The organism is Bacillus sp. FSL H8-0545 (assembly GCF_038006105.1).
In the GTDB taxonomy this organism is placed as follows: Bacteria; Bacillota; Bacilli; order Bacillales; family Bacillaceae_G; genus Bacillus_A; species Bacillus_A cereus_U.
On sequence record NZ_JBBOUO010000003.1, the window covers coordinates 77,178 to 95,508 of the forward strand.

The following is an 18,331-nucleotide window of genomic DNA, read 5'->3' on the forward strand; positions in this document are numbered from 1 at the left end:
TTTTGCCCATCTCCTCGAAAAGGGGTAATAAGAAAAAAGCAAACTTCTCTTTTAAGAAGGTTTGCTTTTTTCTAAGCTATATACGTATTCTTTGACTTTTTTATATTTGCTATGGTAAGCACTGTTATAAATACAACGTATTTATTGATTAATAAAAATGTAGAATCTTTTTTTTATCAATTTTTAAGCCACTGCAATTCATCTTTCATGTTGATTATTACAGTCATAATTATTTTATCGTTTAGTTGTACGTGTGACGTTTAGACCTTCAATATTTTGACTTTTTCCCGCGCCGATTTCTGAAAGTTGATGTATAAATTCCGCATTCTCTAGAATGGATTCTTTTAGACTAGGTATACTGTCTGGAAAACCGCGGGTATTTGACGCTCCGACTACTAAATACCATGAAATAACTTCGTTTGGATCATCAAATGCAAGTTTTGTACGGTAGTGATTATCTCCTTCGTCTTTATTTACACCCTCTGGAATCTTTGCTCCTACCGTTTTTGTGAGCGGACCAAATATATGTTTTTCTCCGTCTGTTGTTTCAACAACCATAAAAACAGATCCGTATCCAGTACCTGCCATGCCGGATTTTATAACCTTAATCCCTATATGTATGTCATAAAATTCTCTATCTTTTGAAATGATATAGGTTCCTCGTGTATGGGTGTCACCATCTTTTTCATTTATTTCCATGTCATCAAATCTTTCCATTTAATTTCATTCCCTTCTGTGTTTAAAAAATTTCAATCAACTTTAATATTCCTTATTGGGGAGAAAATTATACAAAGTTAATTCATTGTAGGGGTACCGCCAGCATTTCGGAAAAAAACCACGCTAAGCAAAAAATACAATAAGCTGCCCATATGGACAGCTTATTTACATAATTATTGTTATCGGGAGTTATTAAATTTCTTGAAAAATATAATCTCTGGATCACCGTCATCCAAATTATCAATGTATCCACTATTAACGTAATTGAGTGAGCAAAAGACTTTTTGCATTTTTTCGTTTAATTTGTTCGTTGATGAAAAGATTTTATCTGCTGAGAAAATATTCTCCACGTGTTTCATAAGTGTTTTTGCAACACCTTGTCTTCGTACTGTCGGGCGCACAATTACTAAATCTATAAAAATATGATTGAAAAAATGTTTATGATACACTAGAAAACCAGAAACTTGATCATCTATTTGTCCTACAAAACATCTATTTTCCTCAATAGACTTTCTTAGCTCAACTTCTCTACTCCTGTTACCAATAACTTCAGAATCAATAGATATTACATCTTCTAGATCATTAAGTGTCGCAATTCTTACTTGAACCATTTTATTTCCTCCTTACTGATTAGTTACCATAAAATTCGTTACAGGAAGTTATCAAAGCTATTCAATTAAATCAACTATATCAAGAAAAATTATAGTAGTTATCATTGCGATAACTGCTACAAGAAATTTAAATCTGAATTTAATCTTAATACCTAGCTTATCTGGAATAAAATATATTCCCAAACCCATACTAATACGTCCTATTAATAAATATAATTGATATAAAAATTCGTTATTTATTTTTGTCTTAATATACACTTTACTGTAATCAAACAATAGGAAATATATTGAAATTATAATTAAGTAGAGAATAAATAATTTCACATAGTTTCTCAGTTTAGTTTTTCTCAAAATACCCCATACTCCTTTTAGATGTTCAATCAACTTATAAAATTTCTTTTATTAAATACCAATCTGATGTGAAGTTCACATAATCACCGATGTAGAAAGACAATTATTCTAGTTCTTTTGTAAAAATAGATGGTGCTCCAATAAATACATCATCTTCATATACAAATTCCAAAAGAGATACCTTTTTAATTTGGGCTTTTAATTTATCAATTTTTTGGGAGCAATATGTAAAAGCTTCTGTTAACTTATCTGGACTTAGCCTATTGGCGATTGTGCAATGAGGGATCCAATTCCCAGAAATATACAAAGAGTTTGGATCATTGTTATATGTATTAAAGTGTTGATGATGATTATTATGAAAGTCCAGTAATGCTTTTGAAGAAGTCGGCGAGATGAATAGTGTTCCTGTATTTAAAAACACCCCTAATACACTAAATACAATATCAACTCTAGATTTTGAATCATAAAATATATCCATATCTTTCATAAAGCTTTCTTTATCAAGACAATCATAATTTGCAAGGGTAATATGTGGTCTCTTGTCCTTAGTTTCTATTGAGTAATTTGAAATGGATTGCTCGCGTAGCTCTCTCCATATCTCCTCTAAGTATTGTTCCGTTGAATCATCAAAAAAAGCTACGACAGCATACATGATTCACCCTCCTATTACATTAATTAACCATATTTTCTAAATTATATCATACTGGATAAAAACTAAAATTCAGAAGGTCCTTATATATGCCCTATACACGTTCAGTTAACATAACGTCTCATTATCGGTAGCAAGAAAAAGGCGGATTCCTTGTAAGAGCGGGGATCTGTCTTTTTCTTTTTCTATAACTCTATTCATTTTTTTATACATCCCTATCCTGGCGTGGGTTTCAGGGTTCCCGTTTGTTACTGGATTAGCCGAAAAACTGTATAAAATCTTGCATGCTCTTAGCGTGGTTTTTCTCCAAAATGCTGACGGTACCCCATGCCCATCAAGCTAAGATTTTCAGAAACCTCCCATAACAAAAATTTTATCTTTTCACAGTTATTCATAAGAGTTCGGCTCATTTTTTCTTTTTTTGGGCCTTTATTTTTCTTAAGTTGATGAGTATGTATGGTGCCCCCTCATGCCTCCTTACAGGGAGAATGATAAGGCATTTTTTATTTACCCAATTACCGAGCTCTCACATGTTTGAAATAGTTACCTATCCCCTAATCACCGAGTATGTTTATTTCTCTAAATCACTGTCCATAATAATAAATAAAGACAAACCCTTTATCCATAAGATACAAGCTCTTTCTCAAGAGTATCAAACTCGGTGATTAGGGTGGAGTGGTATACTATTGTTTGGTGACATATGTTTTATTAAACATTACGGTACGTGAAATTTTATATTTCCTTGTTATAAAAGCCCCCATAGATCTTATAACTATGAGAGCTGCCTAAGGGTATTTCTTATTCGACTTAGATCTATTGTAACAGGCTTTCGCCATAAATGAGAAACATAATGATCCAAAAGCTAACGATCATAACAAGAAATTCTTTAAACCTTTGCTGAAAGGAAATACGACCTTCTCTCATTCTACATGCCCCTTTTCTCTACAACTTTTAATATGTTAAAATATAGAGGAAAGAAATCCGCCAATTTCTTTCCTAGACGGTCACTCATGACTTTGCTCTTTGTTTGCTTTTGCAAATGAAGAGCTTTTATTTTGCATACTTATACTTGCTTTCCAGCATCGCATAGCGTAATAACTTTAACTTTGTTTCTTTTTTCAATGCTTTCCATTCCGATACAGCAATCTTCATTCTTCATTCCTCCATTAATTAAATTTGTTATTTATATAGACTTATAAGTTCCAGTTATAAATTTTTCTAATTTGCTTATCGCTAAATCCTTTATGAATAGCGAAGATTTCTGGAAAATCAGAGATACACAAATCAATAATTGTATTGTCGGTTGTTCTTATAGGGGTACGGAAACGATTCAGGTTATGAGGGGCCACTATGAAAGAAAATCAAATTGATATAATAAAAACCGCAGAAATTAAATATTTCCACGGTTTTATGTTTACGTAAGGCCCTTTTAATTATTTTACAACAATATAGAATTTACCTGGCATTTTTTCTTGTGCATCTTGAAATGTTTCTAAAATTATATCTGCCTCTTGACCTAACATATTTTGACTTTCCTTAAAAAACTCCCACTCTATTGTTAACGGAAGAATGACCCATGCCGTTAAGCAATCCCATAGTGCATCAGCATTTTCCCCATAATAATCAGGAAGATCCAATTTTTCCTTTAATACTTTGTGTAAAACTTCTTCACTTGTAAATTGTCGACCATCTAAATTTAAAAATTCCATAAAAACTCCTCCTACTTTATCTCAGTAAATGTTTTATAATGATCCGAGGTTTTATAAATTAGTCCATCACTAGAATAGACAATTCTATCATTACCTCGATAACCTGAAATATAATTAATATCCGCTTCATACCAAGTTCTACCCGGAACGTCGGGTAGTTGCTTCTTTCTGTTTTCAAAAATATCGCCACCCATACTTTTTCCAGGAGCTACTCTATGCAGATTGCCATCTCTATTCACCCAACCTAGTGCTTCTGCTTGATCTTTTGTGATGTAATTATCTGGTAACTTTTTGTGTTCTTTGACATACTTAGCAACCTCATCAAAACCTGTAGGATATTTTGTAAAGTTGGTTGTTTTTGCAGCCTTCTCAAGATTTTTTGCTTTCTTTTCAATGTCTTCGACGGTACCAACTACCTTACCGATAGTTTTTATTGTTTTTACGGTTCCACCAGAAAATACTGTTGCGATACCCATGGCATAATCTGATGATTTGTATTTTTCTGTTTCACCCATTTCATGCCCTTGTACCAATTGGATGATTTCTTTTGGCACATTAATAATTGGCCAAGCATCCAATGTGACATTCATGAATTTAGTCGTATCTCGATTAGCTTGTTCAACCTCTTCCAATTTTCCTGGTGTAACTCCAAATTCACGGAAAGCATTACCCAAATCAATATTCCCAATATTTCTAGCTGCTGCAGGTATATCAATCTTATAACTTGCTATTTTATTAGCGGAATCCATAAATGTATTTGCAAGATCTATTCCCATATTGAAATCTGTGAAGAATCCCGGGACTTTCGCATCCAATGCTTGTAAGTCTCTCGCAATAATTGGAGCGTTTTCTCTTGTTACTTGTACAAGTTCCTCCAATTGAGGTTTCGCTTCATCTACAGAATGTTTTAGGCGAATCGAACTATTTACAACTGGTCCTAAGTCTTTAACGACACCAGAAAGTCCTTCTGCTAACTTACGATGATTTTCCTCAATTTGAAGAATACCCTTAGTAATCTCATTTTGGGTTTCAAGTGCTTTACCCGCAACCACATCTAATGCTTTGTAGTAATCAGCATAGGCTTGATTAAGCGATACATAGTTTTGGAGTATAGTAGTATATACATCAGCACTAAATCCCATCCACTCTTTTCCATACGCTAGAGCATCTTCTTTCGTATTTCCAAGCAGTTTAAATAGCTCTTTTCTTTGAGTGACCGTTAAATTTTTAATGTCACCTTTCATTGCATTCACTAATTCTTCTAACTTATCATGCGCTTCTTTGATTACTTGCCTTTTATACTGTACATCTTGCTTTGCATTGTTTATGTTTCTGGAAATACTTTCCCAGTTTTCTGTAGCATCTAACAACCCTTGTTCTGATTCTTCTAAAATTTTAATTGTGTTATTTATGAATGGTTCGTCACTTTTTAAATAATCTAATACACCTTCAAATATCTTTACTTTTCCATCAAGCAAAGTAAGTGGACTTTTAGCCTCCTGATCAAAGATAATAGCATCATGAATACGCACATATCCTTTTTCACCTTGGTAATTAACCTCATACCAAGAACCGACTTTCCCCACTACTTCTATCACTTCACCCTTATTCACACTTTTTGCACGTAATGCTTTTTTCAAGTCTGGCTCAGGATATACTTTTTTAACAAGGGATTCTAATGTAACCCACCCTTTAATCATTTCTCCGTCTTGATTAAAGGAGAATTTCTTGTCTTTATATGTAAAATCTCCTGTTTGTAATGCACCTGAAGGCTGTAGTAAATACCAATTAAACTCTTGTTTCATCCAACCATTTCTTGATTCATGAGAAGCATCAAAATAATACGGTTTCCCATCAACATGTGTAAATCCTGATTGTACAGGACCTAACGGGCCAAAGTAATAGATTTTTCCGTCAATATGTTGGATTCCAGTTTGTACCACGCCATCGGTTCCCAAATAATAATCGTATCCATTTGTATGTACCCATCCAGTTTGCATAAAACCATCGGTACCAAAATAATAACGTTTTCCATCAATTGATTGAAAACCTGTTATTCTTTGCCCATCTTTTTTATAATACGTCCATTTTCCTTCTTCTTGTACCCATCCTTGTTTATTGTCTAAATAGAGTGCTTCTTTTAATTGATCAATCCATTTTAATCCATTCGCTAGAAGAGTTAAATCACTATCTAGTTGTTTATCAAATTTCTTTTGAATATTGGGCGGAAAGTATTTTTCAGGATCTTTATGATACTCCGTTATCATAAAATGAGACAAATTCGTTGCTTCTTTTGTTACATCCCATGAACTAACTGGTGATTCACCAATTATAACTGACTCTAGTATCCGGACATATCCGATTTCCCCTTGATATTTGACCTGGTACCATAAGCCCTGCTTTGAGATGACTTCTAAAACATCTCCATCTTTTACAGGTTTAGATTTAAATAGAAATTTTGTTTCTGGCTTTGGATAGATTCTTTTAACAGCAGAACGAAGGGTAATCCATCCCTTTTCCATATCCCCGTATTTGTTAATTTCAAATGGTTTTCCTTGATAGGTAAATGCTCCTGTCACATACTTCCCGTCTTTTAAGTAACTCCATGAAGTTGCAGAAAAACTCCATCCGGTCTTTAATTTACCAGGTTCACTATAATATAAAGTGTCTTTCCCTGCCTGCTTTTTCCCTTCGTATAGCCTTCCATCTTTAAAAAAGGAATACTCTATTCCATCTAAAGTAATGTTGTCTCTTTGTTTACTTCCATCTGTTTCGTAATAGTACCAATTCTCTTTCTCCTTCACCCAGCCAACCGATTCATTATTTTTCATATCTGTCACTGTCATAATCGTCCTATATAAGAACATAGAAAATTGCTCTCTTGTGACAATTCCATTTGGATTAAAATTGCCGTCATCTGTACCACTTGTTATTTTGTTACCAGCTAATATGTTGACATATTCGTTGGCCCAGTGATCCTTCATATCCGTAAATTCAAAATTCCCTTGCGGCTTTAAATCAAATGTTTTTACTAGCACAACAGCCATTTCAGCACGCGTCATATTATTTTTCGGATTGAATTTTTTCTCAGCATTTACGCTGAAAATCCCCCGTGCTGTAAGAGCCAAAATTTCTTTTTTAAAATTGCTTTCACTGATATCTAAAAATGGGTTATTATCACTGTCTTGCGGTTTTAAGTACCTATATAAAAAGGCTGCAAAATGTTCGCGTGTGATTTGATCCGTGGCACCAAAATATCCATTTCCATAACCAGTAATGATTTTATTTTCAGCCATGTACATCATTTCTTTATACGCCCAATGTGTTTTTGGCACATCGATAAAGGATAATGTAGTTTCTTGATTATTTTGTTCTGCATAAGCTGTTCCTAATGTACTGAATAATAAAATACATACCATAGAACTCAAAAATAATTTTTTAATTGTATTCACAATAGACCTCCTATTCAATTGTTAAAGATATAATTTCAAAATCAGCACTTATTTAAAACTTCGGCTTCCTCTGTAAACATTGGTGCATAGGTAGAAAATAATTAAAATAATGATAATATAAGTCCTATTACTTTCTTCATACTCGCATCTCCTTATTAATTCGTTAAAAAACCTTTTAATTATATATTAGATTTTATTACTATTAAAATAATAAATGTAAATATGTATAATTGCATTTCCATCTTCTCAATAGGGCGTACTCTATTGAGAAGATTACAAGTTATTGATTTTAAAGGATTTAGAGGTTCTCAAATACACTTATCAAAATTGAAACGTGTATTTAATTCCAGAGTGGCCCTTGAAACCCATAATCGTTTCCGTACCCCAAGAAGCATAAAATGACCGTTTTATTGTCATCTTATGCTTCCTATTGCACTTAATGTATCATGGTAAAGACAGAAATCGATTGTGGCTATAACTCTATATAGGCTTTTGTCCCACCTGGAATCTTAAATTTATTTACATCATATTCTTTAATTATATATACCTTTATCGCTTCAAAATCTTTACCAAAAGCAAGAATTGGATTTTTTAAGAAATATATTATTTCTTCTTCGTCGTCATAAATTCGGGCTTTAATTATTTCTTTGTCAGAGTGAAACGATAAATGGAGTCCTTTGTAAAAATATTCGTAGTATCCCTCTTCGTCCTGCTCACTCTTATCTTCAAAAGGAACACATTCAATATGATATATATTCCCATTTACATTTATTGATTTCATACAACATTACTCCCTTTTCAAGAATATCCATCAGAAATTAGCAACAATATATAGCAAAGTAATCTTTAGAATTATGACATGTTCCATCCCCTCATGCCAATCAAGCTAAAATTTTATAGTATTCCCAGAACGAAATTTTGTACTAACTTGTAACAAAAACAGCCAATGAAGGCTGTTAATTACTAGGACCTTTTACTTCTACTTTTCCATCATCCCAAATAAGAATTTCTTGGAAAGAGTCAGTGAACCCTTTAGTTTCAGGAGCCCAAGGCGGAAAAAGTACAGATTTGTTTCGTTCCTTCCACTCTTGCATTCTATCGTATGTTTCTCTATCAAGCACGTAATCGTAATGATACAACGGTTCCCCTTCGTCCATGCTCTCTCTTAAAAAGAAGAAGTCTTCTCCATACTTTTCTTTAAGCCACTTAGCTGCTTCTTCTCGATTTTCGAAATCAGGATAGCTTTTAAACTCTTTGTAACTAATACGATTATTCATCATACATTCCCCCATTCTTGACGAATTTCTTCTATTCTCAATAATTATTGTATCTTTTAATAAATAATATAAAAAGGAAAAATAAAAACTTATCCGCAGATAGGCTTTTGTTTATATTCATAGTATCCATTTGAATATTTTCCTATATGGGGTTCTGCCGACAAAACGCGGATATTATACGCTAAGACATTTTTTGAGAGATAAGACCTATATAGGGGAAAAACGAAAAGGGAATGTGGAGATAATCCATGTTCTCTTTTTGTATGTAATGCTATCATTATAAAAGGGGAAATTTATTAAAACTAAGGGGGATGAAATAAATGGCTATTGATATAAGAAGGGTATTTCCTAAGTTTTATCGTGTTATTCCAGTAGAAGTACAAGAAGATAATGGGGAATCTAAAGAATATTCTTGTTTAGCTGATGAAAGAGGCACTGTTTATTCAAAAGAAGATGTAAAAGCATTGTTTGAGGAAATTAAAGAGTTTTATATGCGTGAAGATATGCCTAATATAGATGATTACAATAAACATATGCAGTTATTAGATTATATGAGGTGTGTATCTATTTCGTTAGAAGAAGATGAAACGGGTAAACATTTGATTCCTAAGGCTAGGTATACATATAAGAAGTTTAATAGTGATAAAAGAAATTGGTCTTTTAAGTGTAATTGGTGTGGTGAGAAAGTATCTAGTAAGACTGATGAAGGTTACTATTCAGCATATGACCGTAATTTTAAAGTTGATAATTTTGATAGAGGTTGTTCGGAGGATTGTGCTAAGTTAATTTGGAGAGATAATTTTAAACATTGGGCACATGAACATGGGTATAGTAAATTCTTTGCATAAACAAGAAATTCCCCTACCAATCAATTAAGATCAGTAGGGGAAAGTATGGAGATATGGAATTATGTTTATTATCAGAACCACTGTTTAAGGTGGCATTAAATTTATATGAAAGAGTATTGCTTACGCCACTTCATTCACTACGTTCATTCAGTGTAACTATAAGTATATAACTATTGATAGCTAAGATATAGTAGTTACTCTTTTAAGTATTTTGCGAAGCACCGAACGAAGTGAGGTAATGTTTTATCTTTATTACTGTTATAGTGTTTATTTATCAGTTCTTCACAATAATATGTGTGGCAACCAGTACCCATTTACAGGTGATTATTAGTCACAAGTTTAGGGATTAACAAAACCCCTTGATATGACTGGCTTTGTTAAAGTCACAAATTCAGGGATTAACCTTAATGAACTAGAGATGTATCATTAGTTATAAGATTAGGTAATTTGTTAATCACAGATACTTATTGAACAGTAAAATAGGGTGATTTGTCGAATTGAATAATTGGATATATAAAGGAGATGAATGTTGTTGAAATTTACATTACTTGATAATGGTGCTGATTCACTAAAGTCAGCATATGAAAACTTAGAAACATTAAAAAACATAGCTGAGGGAGGGCAACATAGGTTAAAAGACTCTGTTATCTTCCTTAATCATGGGGTAGAACTACTTCTTAAGCTAATCCTAAAAAAACATAGTCCATCTTTAATGTTTGATAAAATAAATGAATATTTAGAGGCAAAGCAAAAGTTGAAGAAGAAGGAGGATGCCAAAACAGTATTTGACATAAATAAAAAATTGAAGACTGTTAGTCTTTTTGAAGCGTTAACAAGAGTTGAATACCTATGTGATATTGATATTCCTGAGAACTTTAGGGGATCTATTTTATATGTGAATAAAATTCGTAACCAATTCATGCACTATGAAGTGGAATTAGATGAACAGGAAACAGAAACTTTGGTTACAAAGCTACAAATATGTTATGAAGAAACGATTGAATTTCTTGAAAAACACATTGAGGATTTAGATGATATAATTCAAGATTCACGTTTTGAACTTACTACTGAAGAATATGAGGAACAACAAGCTGAAATATATGCTGAAATATATTACGAAGATATGAGCCTTGAAGAGATGAGACTTGAAGCTGAATATGAAGAGGCTAATGCAGGTGACTGGTACGGGCGTCCTTAATTGGATGCTTTTTTATTATCTCTAATTGTACAAAATAGAAGTATCTAGCTGTTACTTGCTGTAAGGGAAATTAGTCAAATTTATGCGTGGTTGTTCTCTATAGACACTTGCCTTAGAAACTTTTTTTAGCCCAAGCCTACGCCCTTAAGGGTTTACGAAATATCGTAAACATATATGTCACTTTAGGAGATAATTTGCACTAATTTTAAGTGTTCTTTTGCGTCCTGAGTATACATAATAAAGTTATCTGTGTAGATTTCGTAATTACTGGAGTAAAGGTTATGAAGTTGAGATGTTCATAACTTAAAAGTTTTGAAGGTGGTGTTGTAATTTTTTGGGTGTGTGATAAAATCAGTATATAAACCACCGTCATAACTGGTATTCATAAGTGAAGCGAAAAAAAGGAGAGTTTTAGGTGAAATATGGGTATGCAAGGGTAAGTACCTTGAATCAGGATTTAGAGTCACAAATTCAAATGTTAAAAAAAGAGGGTTGTGAAGAAATTTATTCAGAAAAGTTTACTGGAACTAAATTTGAACGGCCAAAATTTCAAGAACTACTTTCAGTGTTGAAAAATGGTGATACGCTTGTTATTACAAAATTAGATCGTTTTGCCCGGTCAACTATTGATGGAATGAAAACAATTAAAATATTATTTGAAAAAGGAATCAAGGTACATGTAATAAATATGGGTGTGATAGAAGATACACCAACAGGTAGGTTAATATTTACTATTATGAGTGCCTTTGCAGAATTTGAACGAGATATGATTTTTGAAAGAACACAAGAAGGAAAAGCAATTGCTAAGCTGAAACCAGATTTTAAAGAAGGACGACCAAAGAAATATACGAAGAAACAGATAGATCTTGCACTTGAATTATTAAAAACTAATTCTTATACACAGGTGGCGGAAATGACAGGAATCAGTGAAAGTACTTTGTTACGTGCTAAGAAGAAGAGAGAAAGTAAGGAAAGTTAAATGGATTAATAGAAAATTAAATAAAATCTTTAACTACGATGGAGTGAAATTATGAAATTATGTTTATTATGTAATGAACAAATAGAGCCTGTTAATCGGATGCAATTAAGAAAATTAAAGGAAGCTGCTACAGATTTTGAAGAGACTGATAAAAAGGAAATGAAGAATATTAAAATTAGAACTCTACAACTATCTAATCAAAAAATATGCGAATATTGTTATCTTAAAGAATTAGCCAGGTTAACAACAATTATGAGAATGAAAACAATGGCGTAATTGTTGGTTTTAAAAAATTTGAACAAAAATGTTGGCGATACGCCTTATAGGAAAGTGGAGGGGTATCGCCAGCATTTTGGAAAAAAACCATGCTAAGCAAAAACATAAAATAAGCTGTCCATATGGACAGCTTATTTACATAATTATCGTTATTAGAAGTTAATTAAGATTCTAACCTTTTCTTTCTTGTATGTAATTCAGTAATATATCTCGCTCTTTTTCAAATAGCATTTTAAGTTTATTAATCTCAGATATTGGCTTCCAGCAAATATCTTGAATCAACTCATCTGGATCCTGAATTTTCTTTTCTCCACCAACTAGTTCAACTTCAAAATATTCAACATGAACATCTACGCCATATGTAATTCCATCTCGTTCATGTATTTTTTGAACAATTTGCACTTGGTAGCCCGTTTCTTCCCAAACTTCACGAATGCAACACTCTTCAAATGTTTCCTTTTCCTCTACTCCACCTGAAGGAACAGACCAAAGTTCAGGCTCATTTGGTTTCTCCTGTGCTACCATTAGTATTTCATCTCTTGAGTTTATACAAATTGCTGCTGACCCTTTCCATATAGACATGTTCAAATCCCCTTTAATATAATAAATTAACTAAATTTTACCACAATTAAATGACGTATATTGTAGCCTTGGAATAAAGTTTGATTAAATTAACTTAATGAACCTTGATAAAAGAGCAAATAGAAAAAGCGTGTTTTGAAAAAAGATTGATCAAAACACGCTTTTTCTATATTCAATTGAATCATCCTTTTATAAAAAAGTTTGATAATTTTTGGGATCCTTGCTCAATTAAAGCGCCCGATAATGGAATAACTAAAATAGGATCTCAATTATAAAATCAATTATTTCTTCTTTCGCTAAAGCACGCGTTAGCTTAATAATATTCACAAAATAATAAATAAAATTTAATCTATTATACCTCTTAGCATTTGTTCTTTTACATTCTCACCATCAACCCAATCTTGAAAGTTAAAATCCAAGACATACTCACTTTGTGCAATGGTGGTTATGATTCTAGAATTTTGATAAGAGTATGATAACGTATGAAGGGTTCCAAATAAGTTTTCATAATCAGTAAAAAATAATGGTGAATTTTTATCTTTAAATTCATCAAACATTTCTTGATGTGCGAGATTTTTATTGGAAATTTCTTGAAGATAACTATTGCGTTTAACCGAACCATCAATAGATACTCTGTTTTTATTTTTTAGCATCTCGTCCTGAAAATGATTAACACAAGATAATGATGATTGTCCAAGCCTCACAATTACTTTCTCTGGACTAGCTTCAACTACTGCCATATTGCCATTTTTGTCACCAAGTGAAAAGTTGTAACACGCTGCATGAGGGATTTCTTTCAACATTTGAATTGCATCATCAACTGAAGAACACATATCCAAAACCATCCTAATCGCGGTCCATGGAGATATACCTTTTGAGTAACTATTATTACTTACAAAGTGCAATCCTGCTACTAACCCTTTTTGGTTAATTCCATCATGCCTTCCTAAAACTTGAAGATTATATCCTGCTGTTGCAAAGGCTTCTTCAGATTGAACTAAGCTAAAAATCCCATCATAAAGAGCGGGAGAAAAATCATAATTCCTAACATAATATTCTTTTGTAATAATTGCAGAACATCCCATAGCTTCTGTCCTTGGTACATCATAGCCACTAAACAAAGAAGCAGACTTTTTGGTAGAAATCTCTAATCCATTAGCTAGTCCATCTAACTCTTCAAGTAAATGAGGTGCTAAGGCCGAATAAATGGATTTCAAATTTTTATAGTCTATCTCTGGTCTTGTTATTGAATCCAAGACTTTTAACAGTGGGTTATTATGTAAATACTTACCGAACTTTAATCCAATATTAAATGAAGTATCTCTGATTTGAAATAGATTTACTAAAAATTCCGACATAAAAACCCTCCCCTTATTTTATTTCATTATCCTGCCCGTTTGTTTAAGTACATCTTTCACAAACACCATACTATCATTACCATAAGTATTCAATTTTTCTTAATATTCTTCCTCCATTAAATGGCCCTTTAGTGGAGTAACTTTATTGCTACTCAACAGTTCCTTAATCCGCCTTTCAGTTCAGATCTTCTTTTCACTATAAAAACATCCCTTTAGATAAACAGATCCAAAGGGACAAAACATCGCAATTTTTTTATAAACACTGTAACTTTATTTAAAAATAACACCAAACAGTTCTACTTTTCAATTGATAAGTATTTAAATTTAAATACTGGTCTAGGTACATATTTCGCAATAAATCTATCCGAAATAAAAATAATATCTCCATTTCACATAAAATAGTATCCAAAACAGACGAGACCGAATCCATTAAGCGGATTAATTAGGCACAAAATTAAATGTAGACTATTGATTATGTAGTTTATTTTTTATTAAACATTATGGTACGTGAAATTTTATATTCCCCTTGTTAAAAACGCCCCCATAGATCTTACACCTATGAGAGCTGCCTAAGGGTATTCATATTCGACTTCATTCTATTGTAGCAAACTTTCACCAAATAGCAAAAACATAACGATCCAAAACCAAATAATCAAACGAAATGCACTCTTAAATCCTCCCCAGAGAGAAAATGTTTCCTCTTGCATTATTATCCCCCTTTCCTACTTGTCTTTTGGTTCTCCAAACCATTCATACATTGCCTGTCGGCTTATAATCCATTCCTTACGCTTCCCTTCAGGATGCAAAAAATACTTCACTAAACCTTCTTGTAACATGCGTTCTAAATCATTTATTTGCTTCTCGTTCATTAAAGAAGGGCTATATTTATTCTTAATTGTCTCACGAGGAATCCTCCAGTAAAAAGCTGCTTCAGATGGTGTCATGTATTTATCGATTTCTTTCATGAGAATTCTCCTTTGTTTGTGCTTTTCCTTTTATGTTACAATAAATAAAGAAGGAAATGGACGAGATTTCCTTCTACTTCAGTCACTCATTAACTAAGCCCTTTGTTTGCTGTTAAGCAAATGAAGGGTTTTTATTTTTCTTGTTTATATTTACTATCTATGACAGCCAAACGGATCAACTTCAGCTTAATATCCTTACTAAGAGAAAGCCATTCAGATGTACCAATTTTCATATCCTTTTCCTCCCCATTCCCTTTTTATACTTCAAGAAAATTAACCCCTTAAAACATTTGTACTTTACACTAATTTAACAACCAGGGAATCCTCATCATATTCATGAATGTGTAAATCATAGCGCATTTCTGTTGCATTCAATACTTTGCAAACCTCTGATAGTAAGCCAGATTACTTACTTCCATACCAATTTCTCCATTCCTGAACAGATACTCTAAATCATCAATGATTTCTTTTACTGTATTCTCCAATATTCTCACTCCTTATCTCTATAAAATAACCTTGTAAGGCTATTTTATAGCAAAACAAACAACCCTACAAGGTTATTTGTTGTTTTTTTTGTTGCTTTGAAATAAAGTTTGATTAAAAGCATCTTATAAACACGTATTTTATAGTAAATTAAAAGGATTCAGTTTGAATAAAGTTTAATCAAACTGAATCCTTTTCTTTTCAAATGAACTTTCAGTTTTATAAAAAAGTTTGATCAAAACCCATTTAGAATTCTTTGATTGAAGAGATAAAGCATCGCAACTTTATTCAAAACTTTGCGTCTTTCTTACAAACATCGTGACTCTATTTCAAATTCAGACGAATTATAAAATCAAACCCTCTTTCAGCAAAAAAGGGTGTCCATATGATAATGCTTGTATGGAATCGTTTCATGCCACTTTAAAGAAAGAAGAAGTATATCGTACAAAATATGTCACATTTGAACAAGCAAACTTAGCACTATTTCAATACATCGAGGGATGGTATAACCGCAAGAGAATTCATAGTAGCACCCCAAGCAATAGAAGATCTAGAGAAGTAGCATAGACTTAACTTTTTTGTGTCCAAGATATTGACTCAAATCCAAGTGTTTTTATTATTTATGGTATATTTAAACTATTTCATTTAAATTATCTAATAGAAAGTAGTGAATTATAATGGAAGATAGAAAAGACGAGTATAACATTAGATTACTTTGTGGCTTTTTATTTAACACGTCTATGTGGATTATGATGCACGTTATTTTATTAGAAGACTATGATGAATTTCCAAAAACGCATGAGTTTATAAAGGCGTATATTATCAATCCAACAGCAATATTAGGGTATGTAGCTCTTACGGTATTATGGGTTCGTCATTTTATTAAAAAACTGAAAAAGAATCGAGAAACTAAAAATAAGAAAATTAACTTAGATAAAGAGTAGTATCAAGTGTATATAAAGAGAAGACAACTAGTTATTAATTAATAAGAATCATGAAAAGAGGTAGTAACGTGTTATCGTTTGGATAGAGTATATTCGACAGCGTAAAATAAAAGAGTTATCTATTTCACTTAAAATTCTTAGTTAATTAAACAGTACAATACCTCACTACATACCCGAACATATTTTATAGTTTATAAGGATGGAGGAAATAAAGTGCTTAATTTGATAATATGAGCTTTTTTTATAATGATTGCTAGTTTTGTAGTATTAGTTACCTGTTTATTTTGGTTTTTAGCTTCTTATTTTACCTTGACTACAAATGATGAAAGATATTTCATGAAAAAAGAAGCAATTAAAGTTGGTTCCATATCTTTTATTTTTTTGGTAGGTAGTATTGCCTTTTTGCTTGCTATCTATTTTTCTATATAGCTTCTTAGTACCTTATTTTGATAAAAATGCATTTTAATTTGAAATCCGCCATCAAAATAACATTGTTTTATTTTTAAATAAAGGTCTTTTTCTCAAAATTAGATAATAACAGCAGGTTTTGGTGTCGATAAGGTATCAATGGTTACGTGTTAGAAAAAAGGAAGAGACTTTTTATAAGTGACCGTAACGGTGAATTTAAACAACAGACGGTGGCACCTTACCAGCGCTCAAATGATACGTTAGAAGGCAACCGTTATCCATCTGTTTCAAAAAGGAATTACAATGACGAAAATCGCACATTTAATTGAGAAAATGTACGGCCATCACTACACGCCTCAAACCATTTCAAATATGACGAAAGCTGTATACATCGCTGTTGGCATTTGTGAAGATGGTTTAAAAGAAGTGCTTGCGTATACAATTGTACCAACCGAATCAGCGTATAACTCATCGTAACTTTCTTTTAAATCAACAAGAGGACATAATAGAAAATAAAACCTATCATCCTTTCAGTGAATATTTGTTGGTTTGAAATAAAGATTGATTAAAAAGATGCTACAAACGTTAATTTTAGTAGAAAGAAAAGGAACTCATTTAGATGTGTCCATGAATTTATACTATCATCAGTTTTGTTTTCAAGATTTCTGTTTAAAAACTAAGAGGGTTATTTACTTTTCAACCAATTATCTCTAACCAATTCTCTATCGTTAAATAAATTGTTCTTAGCTAGTTCAAAACATACTAACCAAAAATCTTTTTGCCACTTTGCACAGTCTTCCTCGTAACCCATAAGCATTTGAAGCATACAATATGAATCAGAAGGCTGAATATGAATCATATCATTTTTAAAAAATAAAGCTGTAAGACCATGTTCAATAGATAGCAAGCAACCTTTATTAAATGAAATTGTAAAATAAGCATAGTTGTCCTTCGTATAATCAGGTAAAATCTCAAATGTAGGAGTTCCTATATAAGGGTGGATTTCTTCCATACTATTAAAAGTAATAGGACTAAAGGAGTCGTCATTTTCATTATATATCTCGTATCTCATTAAATCTTTAAATTGCAATTCAAATAGACCCTTTAGTATATTTTCATAAACAATATCAAAGTGTGCCTTTAAATAACATAGCGTATTATAAGCTTCTTTTGTTAAAGGTTGGTTACTTTCTAAATCCCCCTCTATCTCAATTTTTTTTTGTTCAAAAAACGAAACGGAACAATTTACGTTTATAGATCCACCCCAACAGTTGTATTTTCCGGAAAAGTTGAAATTATCCACTCTATATAACACTATTCACACCTACCTAAAAATTTTGTTATTCATAATTAACGTCCTCTTATTATGTCACAACCTAAGCATAGCGGAGGGCGCAGTATAATTGCAATTAATATACAAAATAGAAAGTAATTTTTAGTCTTGAAAAATAGCTGTAATCCTTATAAAACCTATCAAAAATAAATAACCCCTCTTTAAATACTAAATCCTAAGGGTAAAACGGT

General features: G+C 32.1%; 17 protein-coding genes and 2 pseudogenes. 7 read left to right on the top strand and 12 right to left on the bottom strand.

All coding sequences use genetic code 11. The features are described from left to right. Positions 1-234: 234 nt before the first annotated feature. The 8 genes from MHI07_RS28215 to MHI07_RS28250 all read right to left on the bottom strand — a co-directional run bounded on the left by MHI07_RS28215 (position 235) and on the right by MHI07_RS28250 (position 8,766). Complete coding sequence (locus MHI07_RS28215; RefSeq protein ID WP_340827197.1) at positions 235-717, bottom strand: hypothetical protein; 483 nt, start codon at positions 715-717, stop codon at positions 235-237. A gap of 179 nt (positions 718-896) precedes the next feature. Beyond that, entirely contained in the window at positions 897-1,328 is a 432-nt protein-coding gene (locus tag MHI07_RS28220; RefSeq protein ID WP_340827198.1) for a GNAT family N-acetyltransferase, read from the bottom strand. Between the two features lie 57 nt (positions 1,329-1,385). Continuing rightward, positions 1,386-1,679 (bottom strand): hypothetical protein, encoded by a 294-nt coding sequence (locus MHI07_RS28225; RefSeq protein WP_340827199.1) that lies wholly within the window; start codon positions 1,677-1,679, stop codon positions 1,386-1,388. 103 nt (positions 1,680-1,782) lie between these two features. Next, positions 1,783-2,331: a 2'-5' RNA ligase family protein gene (locus MHI07_RS28230; RefSeq protein ID WP_340827200.1), complete on the bottom strand. Its 549-nt coding sequence runs from the start codon at positions 2,329-2,331 to the stop codon at positions 1,783-1,785. Between the two features lie 1,430 nt (positions 2,332-3,761). Next, the gene (locus MHI07_RS28235; protein WP_000395059.1) at positions 3,762-4,037 is read right to left on the bottom strand and encodes a barstar family protein; all 276 of its coding nucleotides are present in this window, start codon (positions 4,035-4,037) and stop codon (positions 3,762-3,764) included. Positions 4,038-4,048: 11 nt separating this feature from the next. Next, a complete protein-coding gene (locus MHI07_RS28240) occupies positions 4,049-7,489 on the bottom strand; it encodes an S-layer homology domain-containing protein (protein ID WP_340827202.1) in 3,441 nt (1,146 codons plus the stop codon). Between the two features lie 472 nt (positions 7,490-7,961). Continuing rightward, positions 7,962-8,270, bottom strand: a complete 309-nt coding sequence (locus MHI07_RS28245; protein ID WP_098589318.1) for a hypothetical protein — start codon at positions 8,268-8,270, stop codon at positions 7,962-7,964. Between the two features lie 175 nt (positions 8,271-8,445). After that, positions 8,446-8,766 (bottom strand): hypothetical protein, encoded by a 321-nt coding sequence (locus tag MHI07_RS28250; protein WP_340827204.1) that lies wholly within the window; start codon positions 8,764-8,766, stop codon positions 8,446-8,448. Positions 8,767-9,086: 320 nt separating this feature from the next. On the opposite strand from MHI07_RS28250, the gene MHI07_RS28255 reads away from it, so the two are divergent. The 4 genes from MHI07_RS28255 (at position 9,087) to MHI07_RS28270 (ending at position 12,067) form a co-directional block, all read left to right on the top strand. Further along, a complete protein-coding gene (locus MHI07_RS28255; RefSeq protein WP_340827205.1) occupies positions 9,087-9,614 on the top strand; it encodes a hypothetical protein in 528 nt (175 codons plus the stop codon). A gap of 532 nt (positions 9,615-10,146) precedes the next feature. Then, a complete protein-coding gene (locus MHI07_RS28260; RefSeq protein WP_097810509.1) occupies positions 10,147-10,812 on the top strand; it encodes a hypothetical protein in 666 nt (221 codons plus the stop codon). Positions 10,813-11,227: 415 nt separating this feature from the next. After that, a complete protein-coding gene (locus MHI07_RS28265; RefSeq protein ID WP_098403951.1) occupies positions 11,228-11,791 on the top strand; it encodes a recombinase family protein in 564 nt (187 codons plus the stop codon). A 51-nt stretch (positions 11,792-11,842) separates the two neighbouring features. Continuing rightward, on the top strand, positions 11,843-12,067 hold the full coding sequence (locus tag MHI07_RS28270; protein ID WP_098403952.1) for a hypothetical protein: 225 nt from the start codon (positions 11,843-11,845) through the stop codon (positions 12,065-12,067). Between the two features lie 171 nt (positions 12,068-12,238). Here MHI07_RS28270 and MHI07_RS28275 read toward each other — a convergent pair whose 3' ends face one another. The 3 genes from MHI07_RS28275 to MHI07_RS28285 all read right to left on the bottom strand — a co-directional run bounded on the left by MHI07_RS28275 (position 12,239) and on the right by MHI07_RS28285 (position 14,972). Then, a complete protein-coding gene (locus MHI07_RS28275) occupies positions 12,239-12,649 on the bottom strand; it encodes an NUDIX hydrolase (RefSeq protein WP_016128034.1) in 411 nt (136 codons plus the stop codon). A gap of 344 nt (positions 12,650-12,993) precedes the next feature. Further along, a complete protein-coding gene (locus MHI07_RS28280; RefSeq protein WP_340827206.1) occupies positions 12,994-14,007 on the bottom strand; it encodes a C45 family peptidase in 1,014 nt (337 codons plus the stop codon). A 722-nt stretch (positions 14,008-14,729) separates the two neighbouring features. Beyond that, positions 14,730-14,972 (bottom strand): hypothetical protein, encoded by a 243-nt coding sequence (locus MHI07_RS28285; protein WP_000658310.1) that lies wholly within the window; start codon positions 14,970-14,972, stop codon positions 14,730-14,732. Between the two features lie 825 nt (positions 14,973-15,797). Here MHI07_RS28285 and MHI07_RS28290 point away from each other — a divergent pair. The 3 genes and pseudogenes from MHI07_RS28290 to MHI07_RS28300 all read left to right on the top strand — a co-directional run. Next, a pseudogene (locus MHI07_RS28290) lies at positions 15,798-16,022 on the top strand (integrase core domain-containing protein); the annotation flags it as partial. Between the two features lie 110 nt (positions 16,023-16,132). Then, complete coding sequence (locus MHI07_RS28295; protein ID WP_070146043.1) at positions 16,133-16,399, top strand: hypothetical protein; 267 nt, start codon at positions 16,133-16,135, stop codon at positions 16,397-16,399. A gap of 608 nt (positions 16,400-17,007) precedes the next feature. After that, positions 17,008-17,272 (top strand): annotated as a pseudogene (locus tag MHI07_RS28300) (transposase); the annotation flags it as partial. A 220-nt stretch (positions 17,273-17,492) separates the two neighbouring features. Here the strand turns inward: MHI07_RS28300 and MHI07_RS28305 are convergent. Then, complete coding sequence (locus MHI07_RS28305) at positions 17,493-18,122, bottom strand: DUF6985 domain-containing protein (RefSeq protein ID WP_233151955.1); 630 nt, start codon at positions 18,120-18,122, stop codon at positions 17,493-17,495. Between the last annotated feature and the right edge of the window lie 209 nt (positions 18,123-18,331).